Source organism: Devosia equisanguinis (assembly GCF_900631955.1).
GTDB classification, from domain to species: domain Bacteria; phylum Pseudomonadota; class Alphaproteobacteria; order Rhizobiales; family Devosiaceae; genus Devosia; species Devosia equisanguinis.
The window spans coordinates 144,078-158,119 of record NZ_UZWD01000004.1; the positions used below are offsets into that span (position 1 = coordinate 144,078).

The following is a 14,042-nucleotide window of genomic DNA, read 5'->3' on the forward strand; positions in this document are numbered from 1 at the left end:
ATCGGTAAGGGGGCCACGGAAAAGACAACGTGCCTCCGGCATGTGCTGGGGATGCGTGGGCGCCGATGGCGCTGGCTGGTTTTAGCCTTCGGACTACACCTCGGCAAAAGCGCGCTGCGGCAACCCTGATCCGTTCGGTGACGTTGCAACATCTACCGCACTTTCTTTCGGATCCGTCCGCCGAGATGCCAAGCGATCGGCGCGGCACCCAGGACACTGATCGCCACAGCGACAGGGAAGAAATCCGCTGCGCGCTCATCCAGCCAAGGCACAAGCATGATTGGTAGGACTGCCGCGCCGAAGAGCACGGCAGCGGCCATGGGATAGATCAGGAGAGATAGCCAGATACGTGCGGTGAACAAGTCGGAGCCTTTCCGTAAATGGGCGGCAGGTGTCAGGATCGGGCGCGCTCGTTCAGCGCGGCCAGGTTCGTGATTGCAACCCTTCGCCGGCCCGCATCGACGATGCCGCCGACATGCCAGGCGCGGATCATCCTCGATACGGTATGCTCAGTGGTGCCAACCAGATCCGCCAGGTCCTTTCGAGACACCGGATGGCCTGTCGTCGCGATGTCCCCAGACGCAGTCAGGTCAGAACATATCCGCAGCAGAAGGCGCGCCAGACGCCGTTCGACATCCTGAGTGGTGATCTCGTGGACTTGCTCCCGGGCGTCACGAAGACGCGCACGGAGCAGGTGAAGAGCATTCTGGACAAGGTTTGCGTGTCTTCGCCCCAAACTTTCCCACGCGTCCTGATCCCATGACACAAGGACGCTGGGTGTTGATGCCACCAGAAACTCCTGCTCCGTCGCCAGATCAAGAAATGTACCGGGGCCGAAAAAGCTCAGAGCGATGCTTTTGCCCGCAGGACCGCAACGCTTAAGCGTGAGATATCCATCAAGCACCAGGCCGAAATGGCCAGAAGTATGGGCGCCCAGAGACATGGCCTCAGTTGGCGCGAATTCATGGACCTGCCCCCTGCGCAGGACCATTTGTACCGCACGCCCGCTCATACCTGTGAACAGCAGCAGGCGCTCCGTGTGCGGTGCCGCAAACAGAGCATGACCGGCTTTAGTGCTGGGCGGCATGCGCTGCACCGCTTCTAAGGGGTGTAGCAAAATGGCCCCCCTGGCGCTGTCAGTATGGCGCCCAGAATGCCTGTGGCAGCGATGGTGAGCCCGACGGCCAGCCGCGCATTGTCTGAACGGGATAGAGATTTGAGGCTCGTGATGCCAAGGGATGCCAGTGTCACAGAGGGCACGGTGCCAAGGGCAAAGCCCAGCATGAAAAATGCGCCGGCAATGGCATCGCCTGTCAGCATTGAACTGAGGAGGGCCGCATAGACCATGCCGCATGGCACGAGACCCCAGAAGACGCCAGCAAGGGCGGCATTGTCGTAAAGGTGAGCGGCATTGGCACGCCGTATACTGGTGACGATCTCCGTGATCGGCATGCTCAGTTTATCCAGCGCGGCCAGTGAAGGAACATAGCCGGCGACCGAAAGGCCTACCCAGCACAGCGTTGCCGCCGCCGCCCACTGCGCGACCAGAAAGGCCGCTTCGCGATTGAAGAGCCCAAAAAAGCCTGACCCCAGGCTTCCGAGCGCGAAACCGGCCAAGGCGTAGCTGCCAGCCTTGCCGAGTTGCGCCATCAAAATTGCTTTAAGTCGCTGGCGCGGGGAACGGTCAGGGGCGACGGTGAAAAGAAGGCCCGATCCGATGGGGCCGCACATACCTGCGCAATGCAGCGTCGAAGCCAGCCCAACCAGTGCACCTCCCACGATCGTATACTCGAAGGGCAGGCTCATTCCTCAACATCCAGTCCGTGCTCGTCGACAAAGACAAACTGAGGATCGTTGCCCTGTATAGCGAGCAGGACCAGCCCCAGGAGCCAGATGGGCGTCAGGACGATAGCCACATAGAGTGCGACCTCCATGCCGATGAAAATGCAGGCGATAGCCAGCAAAAGCAGCATGTTGAGAATGAACAGGGCGAGGTTGTCGGCCTTGACGACGTCGGCCCAGACTCGCTCCCAGTTCAGACGCGGGCGCTCAATCCTGAAAGTAGGCAAGAGTTTGGGAAGCAGGCGTCGGATGGGGCCTGTGAGATTGGCAAACAACACGCCGACCCACCCGCCGATGATCCAAAGCGAGGCCACAAGCAGTGTGACTGCTGCTGCGGCTGCGATCACAATGGCCCGCAGGAAAAAGGCAACGGTCTGAACAAGCACATTTACACCCGGAATTGCGAAACCGGGACGTCGTCTTGCGTCCAGCCAAAAGCCGATAATTACGAGACTGAGCGAGACTGCGATGCCGATTGCCAGGCCCATTCGGCCGCGGAACAGGTAGCCCATGAAACAGATCGCCAAAGGCACAAACGCGCTGATGATCGGTGTGGTGAACGCGATGTCGGTGGAGTCGTCAGCGTGCTTGGTCATCGTTCTGCTCTTCGTCGAAAAGAATGCGTTCTCCGGACCCGTCAAGATCCTCGTACTGGCCAGTTCGCACCGCCCAGAAGAAGGCGAGAAGGCCCATGAAACCGAGAAAGATGGCGACCGGAATGAGGAATCCGAGGACCTGCATCAGCGTGGTCCTTTCGGCAGGCGCCCGAGGCGCATGGCATTGAAGGTCACCAGCATGGAACTGGCAGACATGGCGATCGCCGCGATCCAGGGTGTCACGAGGCCTGCCATCGCAACGGGAACCCAGGCGGCGTTGTAGACAAAGGAAAAGCCGATGTTCTGCACCACGATGGTGCGCGCCTTGCGGGCCACGCCCAGCACAGCGAGCAGCGGGGCCAGAGCCTCGCCCTGCCATACGGCATCAGCCGCGCGGCGACTGACTTCAGCGGCGCGGGCAGGGGCGATGGATGCCGTGCCCGCCGCCAGCGCCGGGGCATCGTTTAGCCCGTCACCCACCATCAGCACAGCTCGGCCTTGAGCCCGCAAAGCCTCGACGCGGGCGATCTTGTCTGCCGGGGAAACCTCGGCGCGCCAGTCTGCAATGCCGGTCGCATCGGCAACCTTCTCGGCCACGCTGCCACGGTCGCCGGAGAGCATCTCGATGGCGTAGCCCTTCGTCTTGAGCGCTGCGATGGTGCGCGCGGCGTCCGAGCGGAGCCTGTCGGTCAGCGCAAACCGCTGCGGCGCGTGATTTGGCCGTGTCAGCCATACGGCGATGCCGTTTGAGCCCTCATCGGCAAGTCCACACCAGCGCGTGGAACCGAGCCGCACATCGCCCGCGGCTGAGGCCCAAAGCAAACCCTCGCCCGGCTGTTCGGTGACATCGTCGAGGGACGGTTGGTCGGGAAGCGCCTGCCTGATAGCGACGGAAGCCGGATGGGTTGAGCGGGCGGCCATGCCAGAGGCAAGCGCGAGAGCCTCCTGGGGGATGCCAGAGGCATCCAGCACCAGACGGCCCAGCGTGAGCGTTCCGGTCTTGTCGAAGACTATTGTGTCGATGGCTGCGAAGCGTTCCAGCGCCGTGGCCGATTTCAGAAGCACACCGGTCTTCATCAGCCGGCCGGCCGCCACCACTTGCGTCACCGGCACGGCCAGACCCAATGCACAGGGGCAGGCGATGATCAGAACGCAGACCGCATTGACCAGCGCTACCTGCCAGCCTGCCCCAAAAGCGAGCCAGCCGAAAAATGTCGCGGCGGCGAGAATATGAATGACCGGCGTATAGACCTGCACCGCTTTGTCAGCGATGGTCACAAAACGCCCCTTCTTCTGTTCTGCCGCTTCCAGCAGCCGGATGATCTCCGCCAGAACCGTGCCGCCGCCCGTCGCCCGCGCCAGCACCGAGATGGGCTGCCCGATATTGGCCGCGCCGGCGATGACCGCATCTCCCGCGCTGATCGGCTTGGGTATGGATTCTCCGTCAATCAGGGCAGTTTCGACACTGGACTGGCCTTCGAGCACGATGCCATCGACGCCGATGCGCTCGCCCGCCGCGACCAGAACCACGTCGCCCGGGCGCACCGACCCGGCGGGCATGGCCTCCATGCTTCCGTCCTCGCGGCGCACATGCACCGGCAGTGCCGTCAGCGTCATCAGTTGCTGCACGGCGGAACGCGCCTTGGCGCGGGCGCGATGGTCGAGAAAACGCCCAAGCAGCAGCACCGTCAGCAACATCAGCGCGCCGTCGAAATAGACATAGACCCCGCCCAATGCCGTCTCCACGAGACTCATGATCGTGGTCAGCAGCACACCGAGCGAAATCGGTACGTCCATGTTCGTGCGACCGCGCCGCAATACCATCCAGGCCGAGCGATAGAAGTGCCTGCCGGAATAGGCGATGGCGGGTAGGGCAATTGCCGCCGAGAGCCAATGGAAGAAACTGCGCGTACCTTCTCCCATCCCGCCGCCATGGCCGAGCCAGACGGCCCACGACAGCATCATCACATTGGCGGTGGCAAAGAAGGAAACAGCCAGCGCCTTCATCAGCGCCTTGTCTGCAGCTTCGTCTCGCTCGGTCAGGGTTTCCGGCAGATAGGGCACCGCGTCATAGCCGAGCCGCTCGACGCCGCGCACGATGGCGTCGGCCGCGGCAGCAGGCCCGCGCCATTTGACCTCGAGCCGCCGGGTCGAGAGATTGAGCCGGGCACTGGTCACCCCATCCATTTGGGAAAGGCCCCTTTCGATGCGCGCCACGCAGGCGCCGCAATGGGCGCCCGCGACCAGCAGTGAGAGCGCATTGGTCCCGTGCTCTTCGCGCGAGACATATCCGACGAGGCTGGCATCGCTGGGTGCAGCGGCCCGTTCCAGATTTGCGCCGAGATCTATCGTGCTCATGATCCGCTGGCTCCGACATCGATGGGCGCAAGTCGATATTCGGTCACCCCGTCCTTGCTCATCGTCAGCCGCAGCGTCCAGGCGCCCCCCAGTGGCAGCCGCAGGGGCATGGTATAAAGGCCTGGTGATGTCTCCGTGGGAAATCGCGGCAGGGCCTGTCCATGGCGGGTGACGCGCTCGGCCACGATGCCGATGCTGACGCCGCTGAGGGGGGCCCCGGTTGCGTCCGTCAGCACCAGTTCGAGCAGACTGGTCTTTTCCGCAATGCCCTCATAGCGCGTTTCGAGCTGCCAGCCTCGCGTCGCCATATCCGCGTCCCGCTCCAGCACTTCGGCCTGCGGCATTTCCACCGGATAGGCGCGCTCGGTGACGAGACCGTTGTAGCTGCCGACCGCGAAGGTGATGAGCCGGATTTCCACCAGTGTCAGCACCACGAAAAAGAGCACGAACAGCCAACCGATCCAGCGGTCTCTGGCGATGAACCGGTTGTAGAGTGCGTTCATGGCCGCACTCCCTCCGGCGCCCAGAAATAGCTTTCTGTGGCGGCCAAAAGATTGCGGTCTGCGTCTGTAAGCTTGATGACAATGGTGCTGCGTCCGGCAGCCAATTGATCGGGCGCCACATCCACAGCCAGCCGATAGGAGCCGTTGTGGCCAGCTCCGGAGGCTGCGATCCGATTGCCGTTGTCTCCCGAGACCCCGTCGCGGCTCACCAGAACATGGGCATGATCAAGTCCATCCACGACAACGCTGAGATCTCCCTCCTGCGCCCCGCGCTCGGTTATCCGCATCGTGTATAGGTTGCGGATGCTGCCGTCGGAGAGCCGCACGAACTGGGTGTTACGCTCCGGCGAAATAGCGAGGCTGAACGTCTCGCGACCAACCAGCATTACGCACAACATGGCCGCAACCAGCAGGAGAATTGCCCTGTAGGCGAAGGCCCTGAACCGTAGTTTCGGTTTGGGAACAGGCTGCGGTGACAGCTCGGCTTCGCTGTAGAAGCCGATCAGCCCCCTGTGTCGCTCGACCTTTTCCATTACGCCATCGCAGGCATCGGCGCAGAGACCGCAGCCAATGCAATCGAGCTGCAGCCCCTCACGAATGTCGATGCCCATGGGGCAGACGGCTACACAGAGACCGCAATCAACGCAGTCTCCCTTAGGCGCTTCGGCCGCGACGTCGCGCCTGACGCCCTTGCCGCGCGGTTCGCCGCGGTCGACGCGATAGGCGACTGAGAGGCTGTGGGCATCGAGCATGGCCGCCTGAAAACGCGGCCAGGGGCACATATGCGTGCATACCTTCTGCCGTGCGAAGCCGGCGAGCAGATAGGTCAGCGCGGTGAAAATCAGCACGAAGACCGTTGCTACGGGCCCGGCCGTTCCTGTGAACATGCCCTGCCAGAGAGTCGGCGCATCGGTGAAGTAGCCGATTATGGCGAGCCCCGTAGCCGAGGCAATGGCGAGCCAAATGGCATGCTTGAGCAAGGGCGCGAGACCCAGCCCGCCCTTCGCGAGACGCTTCGCCCGCTCGCCCGGCTCACCTTCGAGCTTGCGCTCGACATACATGAAGATGTCGGTCCACACTGTCTGCGGGCAGGCAAAGCCACACCAGATGCGGCCCACCAGCGTATTGGTGAGAAACAGCGTCAGGGCCGCTGCGATCAGCACCAAGACCAGCAGGAACAGGTCCTGCGGCAGGAATTCCAACCAGAACACATAGGCTCTGGCTTGGGCGAAATCGAACAGTACTGCCTGATCGCTGCTGCCGGCCCGCGGCCAGCGGATCAGGGGCAGTGCGAGCAGCGCTATCGTGATCGTCCAGACCAAAGCTGTCTTGACGTTGCGCCAGCGGCCCTTGGCAGAGCGCGGATAGATTTTTCCAGCCATTCCAGCACTGGCCATGCTCATGGACTGGGCTCCGATGTCTCGCCACCGCCCAAGCTGTGGACGTAGACGGCCAGCATGCGGATCGTGGCCGGGTCGAGCCGATGTACGAAGGCTGGCATCACGCCCATCCTGGGCGCGTTGATCTGCCTGATGATGTCGGCCTTGCTGCCCCCATAGAGCCAGATGGCGTCGTCGAGGCGTGGTGCGCCGAAATCGCGTCCACCGGTACCGCCAGGCTGGTGGCAACCCTCGCAATTGGCTGAATAGATAGCCTGTCCGCGCGCCAGCACCTCCGCGTCTCCCGCATTGGCAAGGCTGAGCGAGAGGACATAATCGGCCACATCCGATATCTCTTCGGCACTGAGGGCGTCGGCGAAGGGCGGCATTTCGCTCAGTCTCGTATCTTCATCAGTTGGAGAGCGGATGCCGTGCAAGATCGTTTGCTCAATCGCTTCCGGCGTCCCGCCCCAGAGCCAGTCGTCATCGATGAGGGAGGGGAATTGCCCAATCTGTCCGCCAGCACCCGCGCCATGGCACGCGATGCAGTTGACCGCAAAGGCGGCGCGCCCACCCGACCAGGCAAATGCATAGAGGTCGGCATTGCCGGCGAGGTCGGCGATCGGGGTTTCGAGCAGTGCGGCACGCGTTCCGGCCTGCGACTGGGCGATACGCGAGGTTTCCGCGGCAAGCTCGCTGCGTGCGCTATTGCCCAGCGCGCCGGGCACGACCCAGCCAGGCACGGCAAAGCTGGGAAAGAACACGACATAGAGCAAGGCTACAGCGATCGAGGCAAACCAGGTGAGAAGCCACCAATTGGGCACCGGCGTCGTCAGCTCGCGGATACCGTCCCATTCGTGGCCAGTGGTATGCTGTCCGGTGATTTCATCTTTTTCAGGCTTGCCCATCGTCATCCTCCGTCTGGAAGGGGATGCGGCCAGCCTCTTCCATTCCCGCCTTGCGACGCGGGCTGAAGCTGAACCAGGCGACAAGGCACAAAGCGACAATTGCCAGTGTCAGGAAAGCGCCCTCGAAATATCCGATCATGGCTTCGTTCATTGCTGCTGGCTCATCGTCGCGGGGTCATAGGTGGAGAGGTCAGCCATGGTCCCGAGGACCTGCAGATAGGCGATCAAAGCATCCATTTCGGAGACGAAGTGGTCCTGCGTGGTGAACCGCCCGAGCGGCGCCTTGCCCCATCGTTCCAGGAAAGATTCGGTGTCGTGCTCGTCCGGCCGCGCCTGGGCCAGAATATCTGCCTGGGCATTGCCGATCTGCGCGTCGGTGTAAGGCGTGCCTAAGAGCCGCAAGGTGCGCATGTGGTCGCCGATGTCGTCGGTCTTGAGTTCGCGCAACCGCAGGAAGGCATAGGGCGGCATGATCGAGGATGGCAGCAGATCGCGCGGATTGATTAGATGCGCTTCATGCCAGGCATTGGAATAACGCGCGCCGACGCGTGCGAGGTCCGGCCCCGTGCGCTTCGAGCCCCAAAGAAAGGGGTGATCGTACTGGCTTTCCGCCGCCAGGCTGAAATGACCATACCTTTCGACCTCATCCACGAAGGGACGGACCATCTGGCTGTGGCAGGTGTAGCAGCCTTCGCGCGTGTAGATATTGCGGCCATAGAGCTCGAGCGGCGTGTAGGGCCGAACGCCCTCGACGGGCTCGATGGTACTTTCCACAGTGAATAGCGGAACGGCCTGGACGATCCCGCCAATGCCGATGGTGACGAGGGTGAGGAGGATCAGCAGCGCCGCGCTGGTTTCGATCTTGCCGTGATTGATGAACATGCCCGCCCCCTATTCCGCTGCCACGATGGCGGTCGGGACCGGCGATTTCTGCGGCACTGGCTGGCGGATGGTGCGCCAGAAATTATAGGCCATCACGAGAACGCCCGAGAGATAGAAGAGTCCACCCAGAAGCCGCGTCACATAATGGGGATGCAGCATGGCGACGGTGTCGCTGAAGGAGAATTCAAGGAAACCCTGCGCGTTGTAGGCGCGCCACATCAGACCCTGCGTCACCCCGGCTACCCACATGGCGGTCACGTACAAAATGATGCCGGTGCTCGCGAGCCAGAAATGGGCCTCCACCAAACGCATGGAATAAAGGGGTTTCTTCCAGAGCCGCGGGACCATGTAGTAGAGCGCGCCGAAGGCCATGAAGCCCACCCAGCCCAGCGCGCCTGAATGCACGTGGCCCACGGTCCAGTCGGTGAAATGCGAGAGGGCGTTGACCTGGCGGATGGCCATGAGCGGCCCCTCGAACGTCGCCATGCCGTAAAAGGCTACCGCGACCATCATGAAGCGCAATATCGGATCGGTGCGGAGTTTCCCCCACGCGCCCGAGAGCGTCATGATGCCGTTGATCATGCCGCCCCAACTGGGCATCCAGAGCATGATGGAGAACACCGTGCCCAGTGTCTGCGTCCAGTCCGGCAGCGCGGTGTAGTGCAGGTGATGCGGCCCGGCCCAGATATAGAGGAAGATCAGCGCCCAAAAGTGCACGATAGAGAGCCGGTAGCTATAGACCGGGCGGCCCGCCTGCTTGGGCAGGAAATAGTACATGGCGCCGATGAAGCCTGCCGTGAGCAGGAACCCCACCATGTTGTGGCCATACCACCACTGGATCAGCGCATCCTGCACGCCGCCGAAGATCGTGTAGCTCTTGGCTGCAAAGGGCGCGATCGGAATAGCGATATTGTTGACGATATGCAGCACCGCCACAGTGACGATATAGGCCCAGAAGAACCAGTTCGCGACATAGATATGCGGCTCGCGCCGCGTCACGATCGTGCCGGTAAAGATCAGGAAGAAGCCGATCCAGACCAGAAGCAGCACAATGTCGGCATACCATTCGGGCTCGGCATATTCCTTGGACTGGGTAATGCCGATCATGTAGCCGGTGACGGCCAGAACCATGAAGAACTGGAACCCCCAGAATACGGCGTCCTTCAGCCAGCGTGGCCCCCAAAGGCGCGTCTTGCAGGTGCGCTGCACCACATAGAACGCCGCCGCAAAGAGCGCATTTCCTGAAAAGCCCAGCACGACGCCGCTCGTATGCACCGACCGGAGCCGCCCGAAATTGACCCACTCGGCAAAGTTGAGCAGCGGGAAGGCCAGTTGCGCGGCAATGAACACCCCGGCCCCCATGCCGGCCATGGCCCAGACCACGGTGGCGACGACGAATTTGCGAACGATGGCCTCGTCAAAGGCGATCGGCTGCGCGGCGCTTTGCGACATGCACTTGTATTCCAATAGGGCCGGACAGACGCGCCAGACGGCGTCAGCCGCTGGCAGCAGGAAAGCCGGTACTGCGGGCACGCACATGCCCAGGGATTTTCGGAAACATCAGGGTGCGAGCCGTAACGATAGGCGCAATCGTGCCCAAGGGCCGGATTGGCGGATCATCTGGCAGGCAGGATTACGCGTCGGCTGGAGGGGCGCGCGGTCCAGAGAGCCGGACATTGATGGAGGAATGGTTATGTCGGCCTGCGTCGGAAAAAAGACTGCCGACAAGTTGCGATTCTGGTTCGGTCCATGCAAACCCGAGATCCGTGTCTGGCAGGGCAAGGTCGTTCTTGCCGATGCTATGGGCCGGGCATTTGATCTGCGGGGCGCTCTGGTCGCCATCACTGCCCAGAGGCGCACAGATGCTCCAGCTGGCTTCCGTCTCGTAACCGAGCTTGGCGAAGTCGCGCTGCATACCGGCGGCCTGATGCAAAGGCACAAGAATCACGAGCAGGTACACGGCAAGAAGCGCAAGCGCCCTGCCTGTCTCTGCTGCAAACTCCCGATAGTGTTGCATGGGCCCGAATACTCCGTCGCCTTAGCTATTCGCGCCCAAGCGGAGTCCACAACTGCCCGTTTTGTCGCACCTCTGAGCTAAGACACGGATTAGTTTGTCGAATTTCGGCTGGATTATTTGCGCTGGCGCAAATAGCGGCTCTGGCGCCGCCTCTATTGCGCCTGGTCTTCCACCATCCTGCGATAGAGGTGCCAAGTGGTGTGTCCCGCCACGGGCAGCGCAACCAATAGCCCGAGGAAGCCTGTGGCGACCGAACCTAGCAGCATCACGGCCAGGATGATGGCCCAGACCACCATCGGGCCCTTGTTTTGCATGACGGCCCTTATGCTGGTCGTTGCGGCGGTGATGAAGTCGACATCCTTGTCCAACAGGTATGGGATACCGGCAACACTGATGCAAAAGACCAAAGCCGCCAGACCTGCACCAATGGCATTACCCGCGAGAAGGAAAGTCAAAACCCGCGTATCGGTCGAGGCTCGCACCAGTATCTCACCGGCGGGAATCGGGCTGAGCCCAAAGGTCAGCGCATAGAGCAGGGCGGCGGCCTTGAGCCAGACAACCATGATGAAGACGAGCAGCGCTCCAAACAACAGAAGCTGCGTAGCGCCATGGCGGGTGAACGAGAATAGGACAGGTTTTAGCGCGAGGGCTTCTCCGGTCTCAATGCGGCGGCTGACATCTTATAGCCCGACCACGACGATCGGTCCGACGAGCAAAAAACCCGCAATGACCGGAAAGACCAGAAACGCGACGTTTAACGCGAACAGGCTGCTGACAAGCAAGATGCCCCAAACGACGTAAAAGGCCGAGAACAGTAAGCCGTAGGTCCTCGCTTGCCGGTAGTCGCACCAACCCGCCCGTAAGCAATCGAGGACAATTGCGGGGGAAATGGAATGGATCCTCGCCGGCGCACGATAATCAGCCGGGATCAGGGGTGGCGCGGCGTCCAAGTCGATGAGCTGGCTGGATAATCCCGAATGAGACACGGTTGCTCCTCCTCAACTGGAGCGCCTGACGATCTCCGCCGTCACAACGCATCGAGAGATCAAGACTACTCCTTCAGCGGAAACTGACAATGACTTGCGGCAAACGCAGAGTTGAGTCAGGCTCACCGGCGGTTCAACTACCGCTAGGAGGTGCCCGATGTCAGCACAATCACCAAGCCGGGTCGAGAAACAGGCCGCGCCATGGGTGCTGCTCAACCAAGTCCTTGCCGGAACGATGGGTTTCATTCACTTTGGCATGCTAGGGCTGTTATGCGGCGCTCTTCTGGTAATTAGCTTAGACCGAATTGCAGGGCATGTATCTCACGCACGTCGAGGGTGATGCTCGTTAAGAAGAGCGCTTTCCATTTTCTCCTCATTGACGACCTCGCTGCAACCTGCGCGGGCATAGTTCGGCTCCGGTAGAAAGCCTCAAGGGTAATCAACTCCGCCAGCTCTTTTGCGCTAATCGCCCCAAAGCTGTCTGGCCGTCACTGCCCCAAGATTGACCACGCGAAATTTCCCTCTTCAGAAATGGCTTTCAATAGCTGATCCTTGGGGCCGCAAATCTGGATTCGGTCCTTTCCCAATCACGTCCAATCACGACCTTGCTGACAAAGAGGTGCAGCCAATTGTGACGGACAGCGGGATCGGCGTCGCGCAACCGGCGACGAATTTCGGACGAGAAGCGCTTCACCATCGCCGGAGAAATCTCCGCCTTTGCTTTATTGCGCTGGCGCAGTGTATCGAGATTTGCTGAGCCTTGCGTATCTGAATCTTGGCTAGGTCAATGCGTTGTTTGAAGCAAGCTTCGCCCAATTCGGCCAATCCAGCTTCGATGGCGTCACAGCGGAGGCCGAGGCGGGACTGTATGTCAGCCACAGCGGCGCGCTGGCGGTCAATCTCGGACTCTAGCTGCTGACGGGTGTCGTCGGTCCGGTCGATCATAGCCTGCACGATGGGAATGAGGCGGTCAGGAGCGAATATCTGCTCCTCCGCTGCCTTGATGACAAAGCTATGAAGGTTGTTCATTCGAGCAACTCCGTTGAAGCTTGGTCGGTGTCGCAACCCCAGCTTCTCAGCCCTTCCTCGAATGACCAACCTTCATAGCTTCCACACCTAGACTACCTTGGTCTTCGTGGGGACGGTAGCGGCGTATGGTGCTGGGAGCCGGCGCGGGTGAAGTGCGCCGGCTCTGCGGTGGGTCAGGCTGGCAGGGTCGGGGCCACTTCACGGGCGGCCACGCGAACGGCTTCGAGGGTCTTGTCTACGACATCGTCATTGTGCTCGGAGGAGACGAACCAGGCGCCACGTTCGAGGACACGGACGCCCTGGCGGAGGAGTGCCCCGGCGAAGCGGGCATAGCCGGCCTTGTCGGCATGGGCGAGGTCGCGATAGTTGCGGGCCGGGGCGTCGAGGCCAAAGCCGATGTGGAACATCAGTTCGTAGCCGGTGACCTGGGCTTTGATGCCGGTTTCGGCAAAGATCGACTTGATGCCCTCGCGAAGGCGCGTGCCATAGACCGAGGTCCGTTCATAATGCTCAGGGGTAAGCGCCTGCTGGGTCGCGACCATGGCGGCCATGGGAACCGGCTGGGAGTTGAAGGTGCCGCCATGCAGCACGCCGCCAGTGGCAAACATGTCCATCAGGTCGGCGCGACCGACAATGGCGGCGACGGGAAAGCCGTTGGCGATGGCCTTGGCGAAGATCGAGAGATCGGGCGTGACGTTGAAGCGGCCCTGGGCGCCCTTCTGGCCCAGGCGGAAGCCGGTGATGACTTCGTCGAAGATCAGGATGGTGCCGTATTTGCGGCAGGCGGCCTGCACGCCTTCGAGATAGCCCGGCATGGGCGAAATGGCGCCCTGGTTGCACATGGCTGCTTCCATGAGGACAGCTGCGACGTCGCCGCGCGAGAGACGGGCCTCGACGGCGGCGAGATCGTTCCACTGCAGCACGTCGAGCCCTTCGGCATCCGCCATGCTCTGGCCCTTGCTGCCCTGAACGAGATTGGGGTCTTCGGCGGGGCCGGCATCGGCGAGAGAGGGAGCCGTAGACCACAGAATATTGTCGAACCAGCCGTGATAATGGCCTTCGAACTTTACGATGGTGCGGCGGCCGGTGGCGGCACGGGTAAGGCGCATGGCCGCCTGGGCGACTTCGGAGCCGGAGGAGCCGAAACGCAGACGCTCGGCGCTTGGTATGCGTTCGCAGATGATGCGGGCAGCTTCGTATTCGACGGGGGACTGGCCGGCGAAGAGAATGCCCTTTTCGACCTGCTGCTTGACGGCCGCCTGCACGCCTGCGGGGCTGTGGCCGAGGACCATGGCGCCCATGCCGCAATAGTAGTCGATGATCTTGTTGCCATCGACGTCATAGAGATAGGCGCCTTCGCCATGGGTGAACACCAGGGGCCCGTGGCCCATGCCCAGGCGGAAATTGCTGTTCACGCCGCCGGCCACATAGCGAGACTCGGACGCGATGATGCGTGCGGACTCTTCAAATTTCAGCATGTGCTGCTCCTCGAATTCTGTGGGTGCAGGACACACCAGTGCGCGTGCGCGGTAAACGAGGTGC

Annotated in this window: 17 protein-coding genes; all 17 read right to left on the reverse strand. The window is 61.7% G+C overall.

Going from position 1 to position 14,042, the window contains the following annotated elements:
- Positions 1–152: 152 nt before the first annotated feature.
- Positions 153–362 carry a hypothetical protein gene (locus DEVEQU_RS00735; RefSeq protein WP_126148642.1) on the reverse strand — a complete coding sequence of 70 codons (210 nt, stop codon included), beginning with the start codon at positions 360–362 and terminating at the stop codon, positions 153–155.
- Between the two features lie 32 nt (positions 363–394).
- A complete protein-coding gene (locus DEVEQU_RS00740) occupies positions 395–1,087 on the reverse strand; it encodes a Crp/Fnr family transcriptional regulator (RefSeq protein ID WP_126148643.1) in 693 nt (230 codons plus the stop codon).
- A 14-nt stretch (positions 1,088–1,101) separates the two neighbouring features.
- Positions 1,102–1,806 (reverse strand): sulfite exporter TauE/SafE family protein, encoded by a 705-nt coding sequence (locus DEVEQU_RS00745; RefSeq protein ID WP_126148644.1) that lies wholly within the window; start codon positions 1,804–1,806, stop codon positions 1,102–1,104.
- Positions 1,803–2,438, reverse strand: coding sequence for a hypothetical protein (locus DEVEQU_RS00750; RefSeq protein WP_126148645.1), 636 nt, complete (start codon positions 2,436–2,438; stop codon positions 1,803–1,805). The genes DEVEQU_RS00745 and DEVEQU_RS00750 overlap by 4 nt, the downstream gene beginning before the upstream one ends.
- The gene (ccoS, locus tag DEVEQU_RS00755; protein WP_126148646.1) at positions 2,422–2,583 is read right to left on the reverse strand and encodes a cbb3-type cytochrome oxidase assembly protein CcoS; all 162 of its coding nucleotides are present in this window, start codon (positions 2,581–2,583) and stop codon (positions 2,422–2,424) included. The genes DEVEQU_RS00750 and ccoS overlap by 17 nt, the downstream gene beginning before the upstream one ends.
- Positions 2,583–4,796, reverse strand: a complete 2,214-nt coding sequence (locus DEVEQU_RS00760) for a heavy metal translocating P-type ATPase (RefSeq protein ID WP_126148647.1) — start codon at positions 4,794–4,796, stop codon at positions 2,583–2,585. Before DEVEQU_RS00760 ends, ccoS begins: the two co-directional genes overlap by 1 nt.
- Complete coding sequence (locus tag DEVEQU_RS00765) at positions 4,793–5,299, reverse strand: FixH family protein (protein WP_126148648.1); 507 nt, start codon at positions 5,297–5,299, stop codon at positions 4,793–4,795. The genes DEVEQU_RS00760 and DEVEQU_RS00765 overlap by 4 nt, the downstream gene beginning before the upstream one ends.
- Positions 5,296–6,702 (reverse strand): cytochrome c oxidase accessory protein CcoG, encoded by a 1,407-nt coding sequence (gene ccoG / locus DEVEQU_RS00770; protein WP_126148649.1) that lies wholly within the window; start codon positions 6,700–6,702, stop codon positions 5,296–5,298. The genes DEVEQU_RS00765 and ccoG overlap by 4 nt, the downstream gene beginning before the upstream one ends.
- Positions 6,699–7,586, reverse strand: a complete 888-nt coding sequence (gene ccoP, locus DEVEQU_RS00775) for a cytochrome-c oxidase, cbb3-type subunit III (RefSeq protein WP_126148650.1) — start codon at positions 7,584–7,586, stop codon at positions 6,699–6,701. Before ccoP ends, ccoG begins: the two co-directional genes overlap by 4 nt.
- Positions 7,573–7,737 (reverse strand): cbb3-type cytochrome oxidase subunit 3, encoded by a 165-nt coding sequence (locus DEVEQU_RS19795; RefSeq protein ID WP_164550188.1) that lies wholly within the window; start codon positions 7,735–7,737, stop codon positions 7,573–7,575. Before DEVEQU_RS19795 ends, ccoP begins: the two co-directional genes overlap by 14 nt.
- The gene (ccoO, locus tag DEVEQU_RS00780) at positions 7,734–8,468 is read right to left on the reverse strand and encodes a cytochrome-c oxidase, cbb3-type subunit II (protein WP_126148651.1); all 735 of its coding nucleotides are present in this window, start codon (positions 8,466–8,468) and stop codon (positions 7,734–7,736) included. Before ccoO ends, DEVEQU_RS19795 begins: the two co-directional genes overlap by 4 nt.
- A gap of 9 nt (positions 8,469–8,477) precedes the next feature.
- Positions 8,478–9,920: a cytochrome-c oxidase, cbb3-type subunit I gene (ccoN, locus tag DEVEQU_RS00785; protein ID WP_126148652.1), complete on the reverse strand. Its 1,443-nt coding sequence runs from the start codon at positions 9,918–9,920 to the stop codon at positions 8,478–8,480.
- A 181-nt stretch (positions 9,921–10,101) separates the two neighbouring features.
- On the reverse strand, positions 10,102–10,485 hold the full coding sequence (locus DEVEQU_RS00790) for a hypothetical protein (RefSeq protein WP_126148653.1): 384 nt from the start codon (positions 10,483–10,485) through the stop codon (positions 10,102–10,104).
- Between the two features lie 152 nt (positions 10,486–10,637).
- Positions 10,638–11,150 (reverse strand): DUF2189 domain-containing protein, encoded by a 513-nt coding sequence (locus DEVEQU_RS00795; RefSeq protein WP_126148654.1) that lies wholly within the window; start codon positions 11,148–11,150, stop codon positions 10,638–10,640.
- Positions 11,151–11,165: 15 nt separating this feature from the next.
- Complete coding sequence (locus DEVEQU_RS00800; protein ID WP_126148655.1) at positions 11,166–11,471, reverse strand: DUF2189 domain-containing protein; 306 nt, start codon at positions 11,469–11,471, stop codon at positions 11,166–11,168.
- A 690-nt stretch (positions 11,472–12,161) separates the two neighbouring features.
- Positions 12,162–12,500 carry a hypothetical protein gene (locus DEVEQU_RS00805; RefSeq protein WP_126148656.1) on the reverse strand — a complete coding sequence of 113 codons (339 nt, stop codon included), beginning with the start codon at positions 12,498–12,500 and terminating at the stop codon, positions 12,162–12,164.
- A 173-nt stretch (positions 12,501–12,673) separates the two neighbouring features.
- On the reverse strand, positions 12,674–13,978 hold the full coding sequence (locus DEVEQU_RS00810) for an aspartate aminotransferase family protein (RefSeq protein WP_126148657.1): 1,305 nt from the start codon (positions 13,976–13,978) through the stop codon (positions 12,674–12,676).
- Positions 13,979–14,042 lie beyond the last annotated feature (64 nt).

Bases quoted from the DNA above. Each gene is read 5' to 3' on its own strand.
- DEVEQU_RS00740 (WP_126148643.1), bottom strand. From the start codon at position 1,087: ATGCCGCCCAGCACTAAAGCCGGTCATGCTCTGTTTGCGGCACCGCAC.
- DEVEQU_RS00745 (WP_126148644.1), bottom strand. From the start codon at position 1,806: ATGAGCCTGCCCTTCGAGTATACGATCGTGGGAGGTGCACTGGTTGGG.
- DEVEQU_RS00750 (WP_126148645.1), bottom strand. From the start codon at position 2,438: ATGACCAAGCACGCTGACGACTCCACCGACATCGCGTTCACCACACCG.
- ccoS (WP_126148646.1), bottom strand. From the start codon at position 2,583: ATGCAGGTCCTCGGATTCCTCATTCCGGTCGCCATCTTTCTCGGTTTC.
- DEVEQU_RS00760 (WP_126148647.1), bottom strand. From the start codon at position 4,796: ATGAGCACGATAGATCTCGGCGCAAATCTGGAACGGGCCGCTGCACCC.
- DEVEQU_RS00765 (WP_126148648.1), bottom strand. From the start codon at position 5,299: ATGAACGCACTCTACAACCGGTTCATCGCCAGAGACCGCTGGATCGGT.
- ccoG (WP_126148649.1), bottom strand. From the start codon at position 6,702: ATGAGCATGGCCAGTGCTGGAATGGCTGGAAAAATCTATCCGCGCTCT.
- ccoP (WP_126148650.1), bottom strand. From the start codon at position 7,586: ATGGGCAAGCCTGAAAAAGATGAAATCACCGGACAGCATACCACTGGC.
- DEVEQU_RS19795 (WP_164550188.1), bottom strand. From the start codon at position 7,737: ATGAACGAAGCCATGATCGGATATTTCGAGGGCGCTTTCCTGACACTG.
- ccoO (WP_126148651.1), bottom strand. From the start codon at position 8,468: ATGTTCATCAATCACGGCAAGATCGAAACCAGCGCGGCGCTGCTGATC.
- ccoN (WP_126148652.1), bottom strand. From the start codon at position 9,920: ATGTCGCAAAGCGCCGCGCAGCCGATCGCCTTTGACGAGGCCATCGTT.
- DEVEQU_RS00790 (WP_126148653.1), bottom strand. From the start codon at position 10,485: ATGCAACACTATCGGGAGTTTGCAGCAGAGACAGGCAGGGCGCTTGCG.
- DEVEQU_RS00805 (WP_126148656.1), bottom strand. From the start codon at position 12,500: ATGAACAACCTTCATAGCTTTGTCATCAAGGCAGCGGAGGAGCAGATA.
- DEVEQU_RS00810 (WP_126148657.1), bottom strand. From the start codon at position 13,978: ATGCTGAAATTTGAAGAGTCCGCACGCATCATCGCGTCCGAGTCTCGC.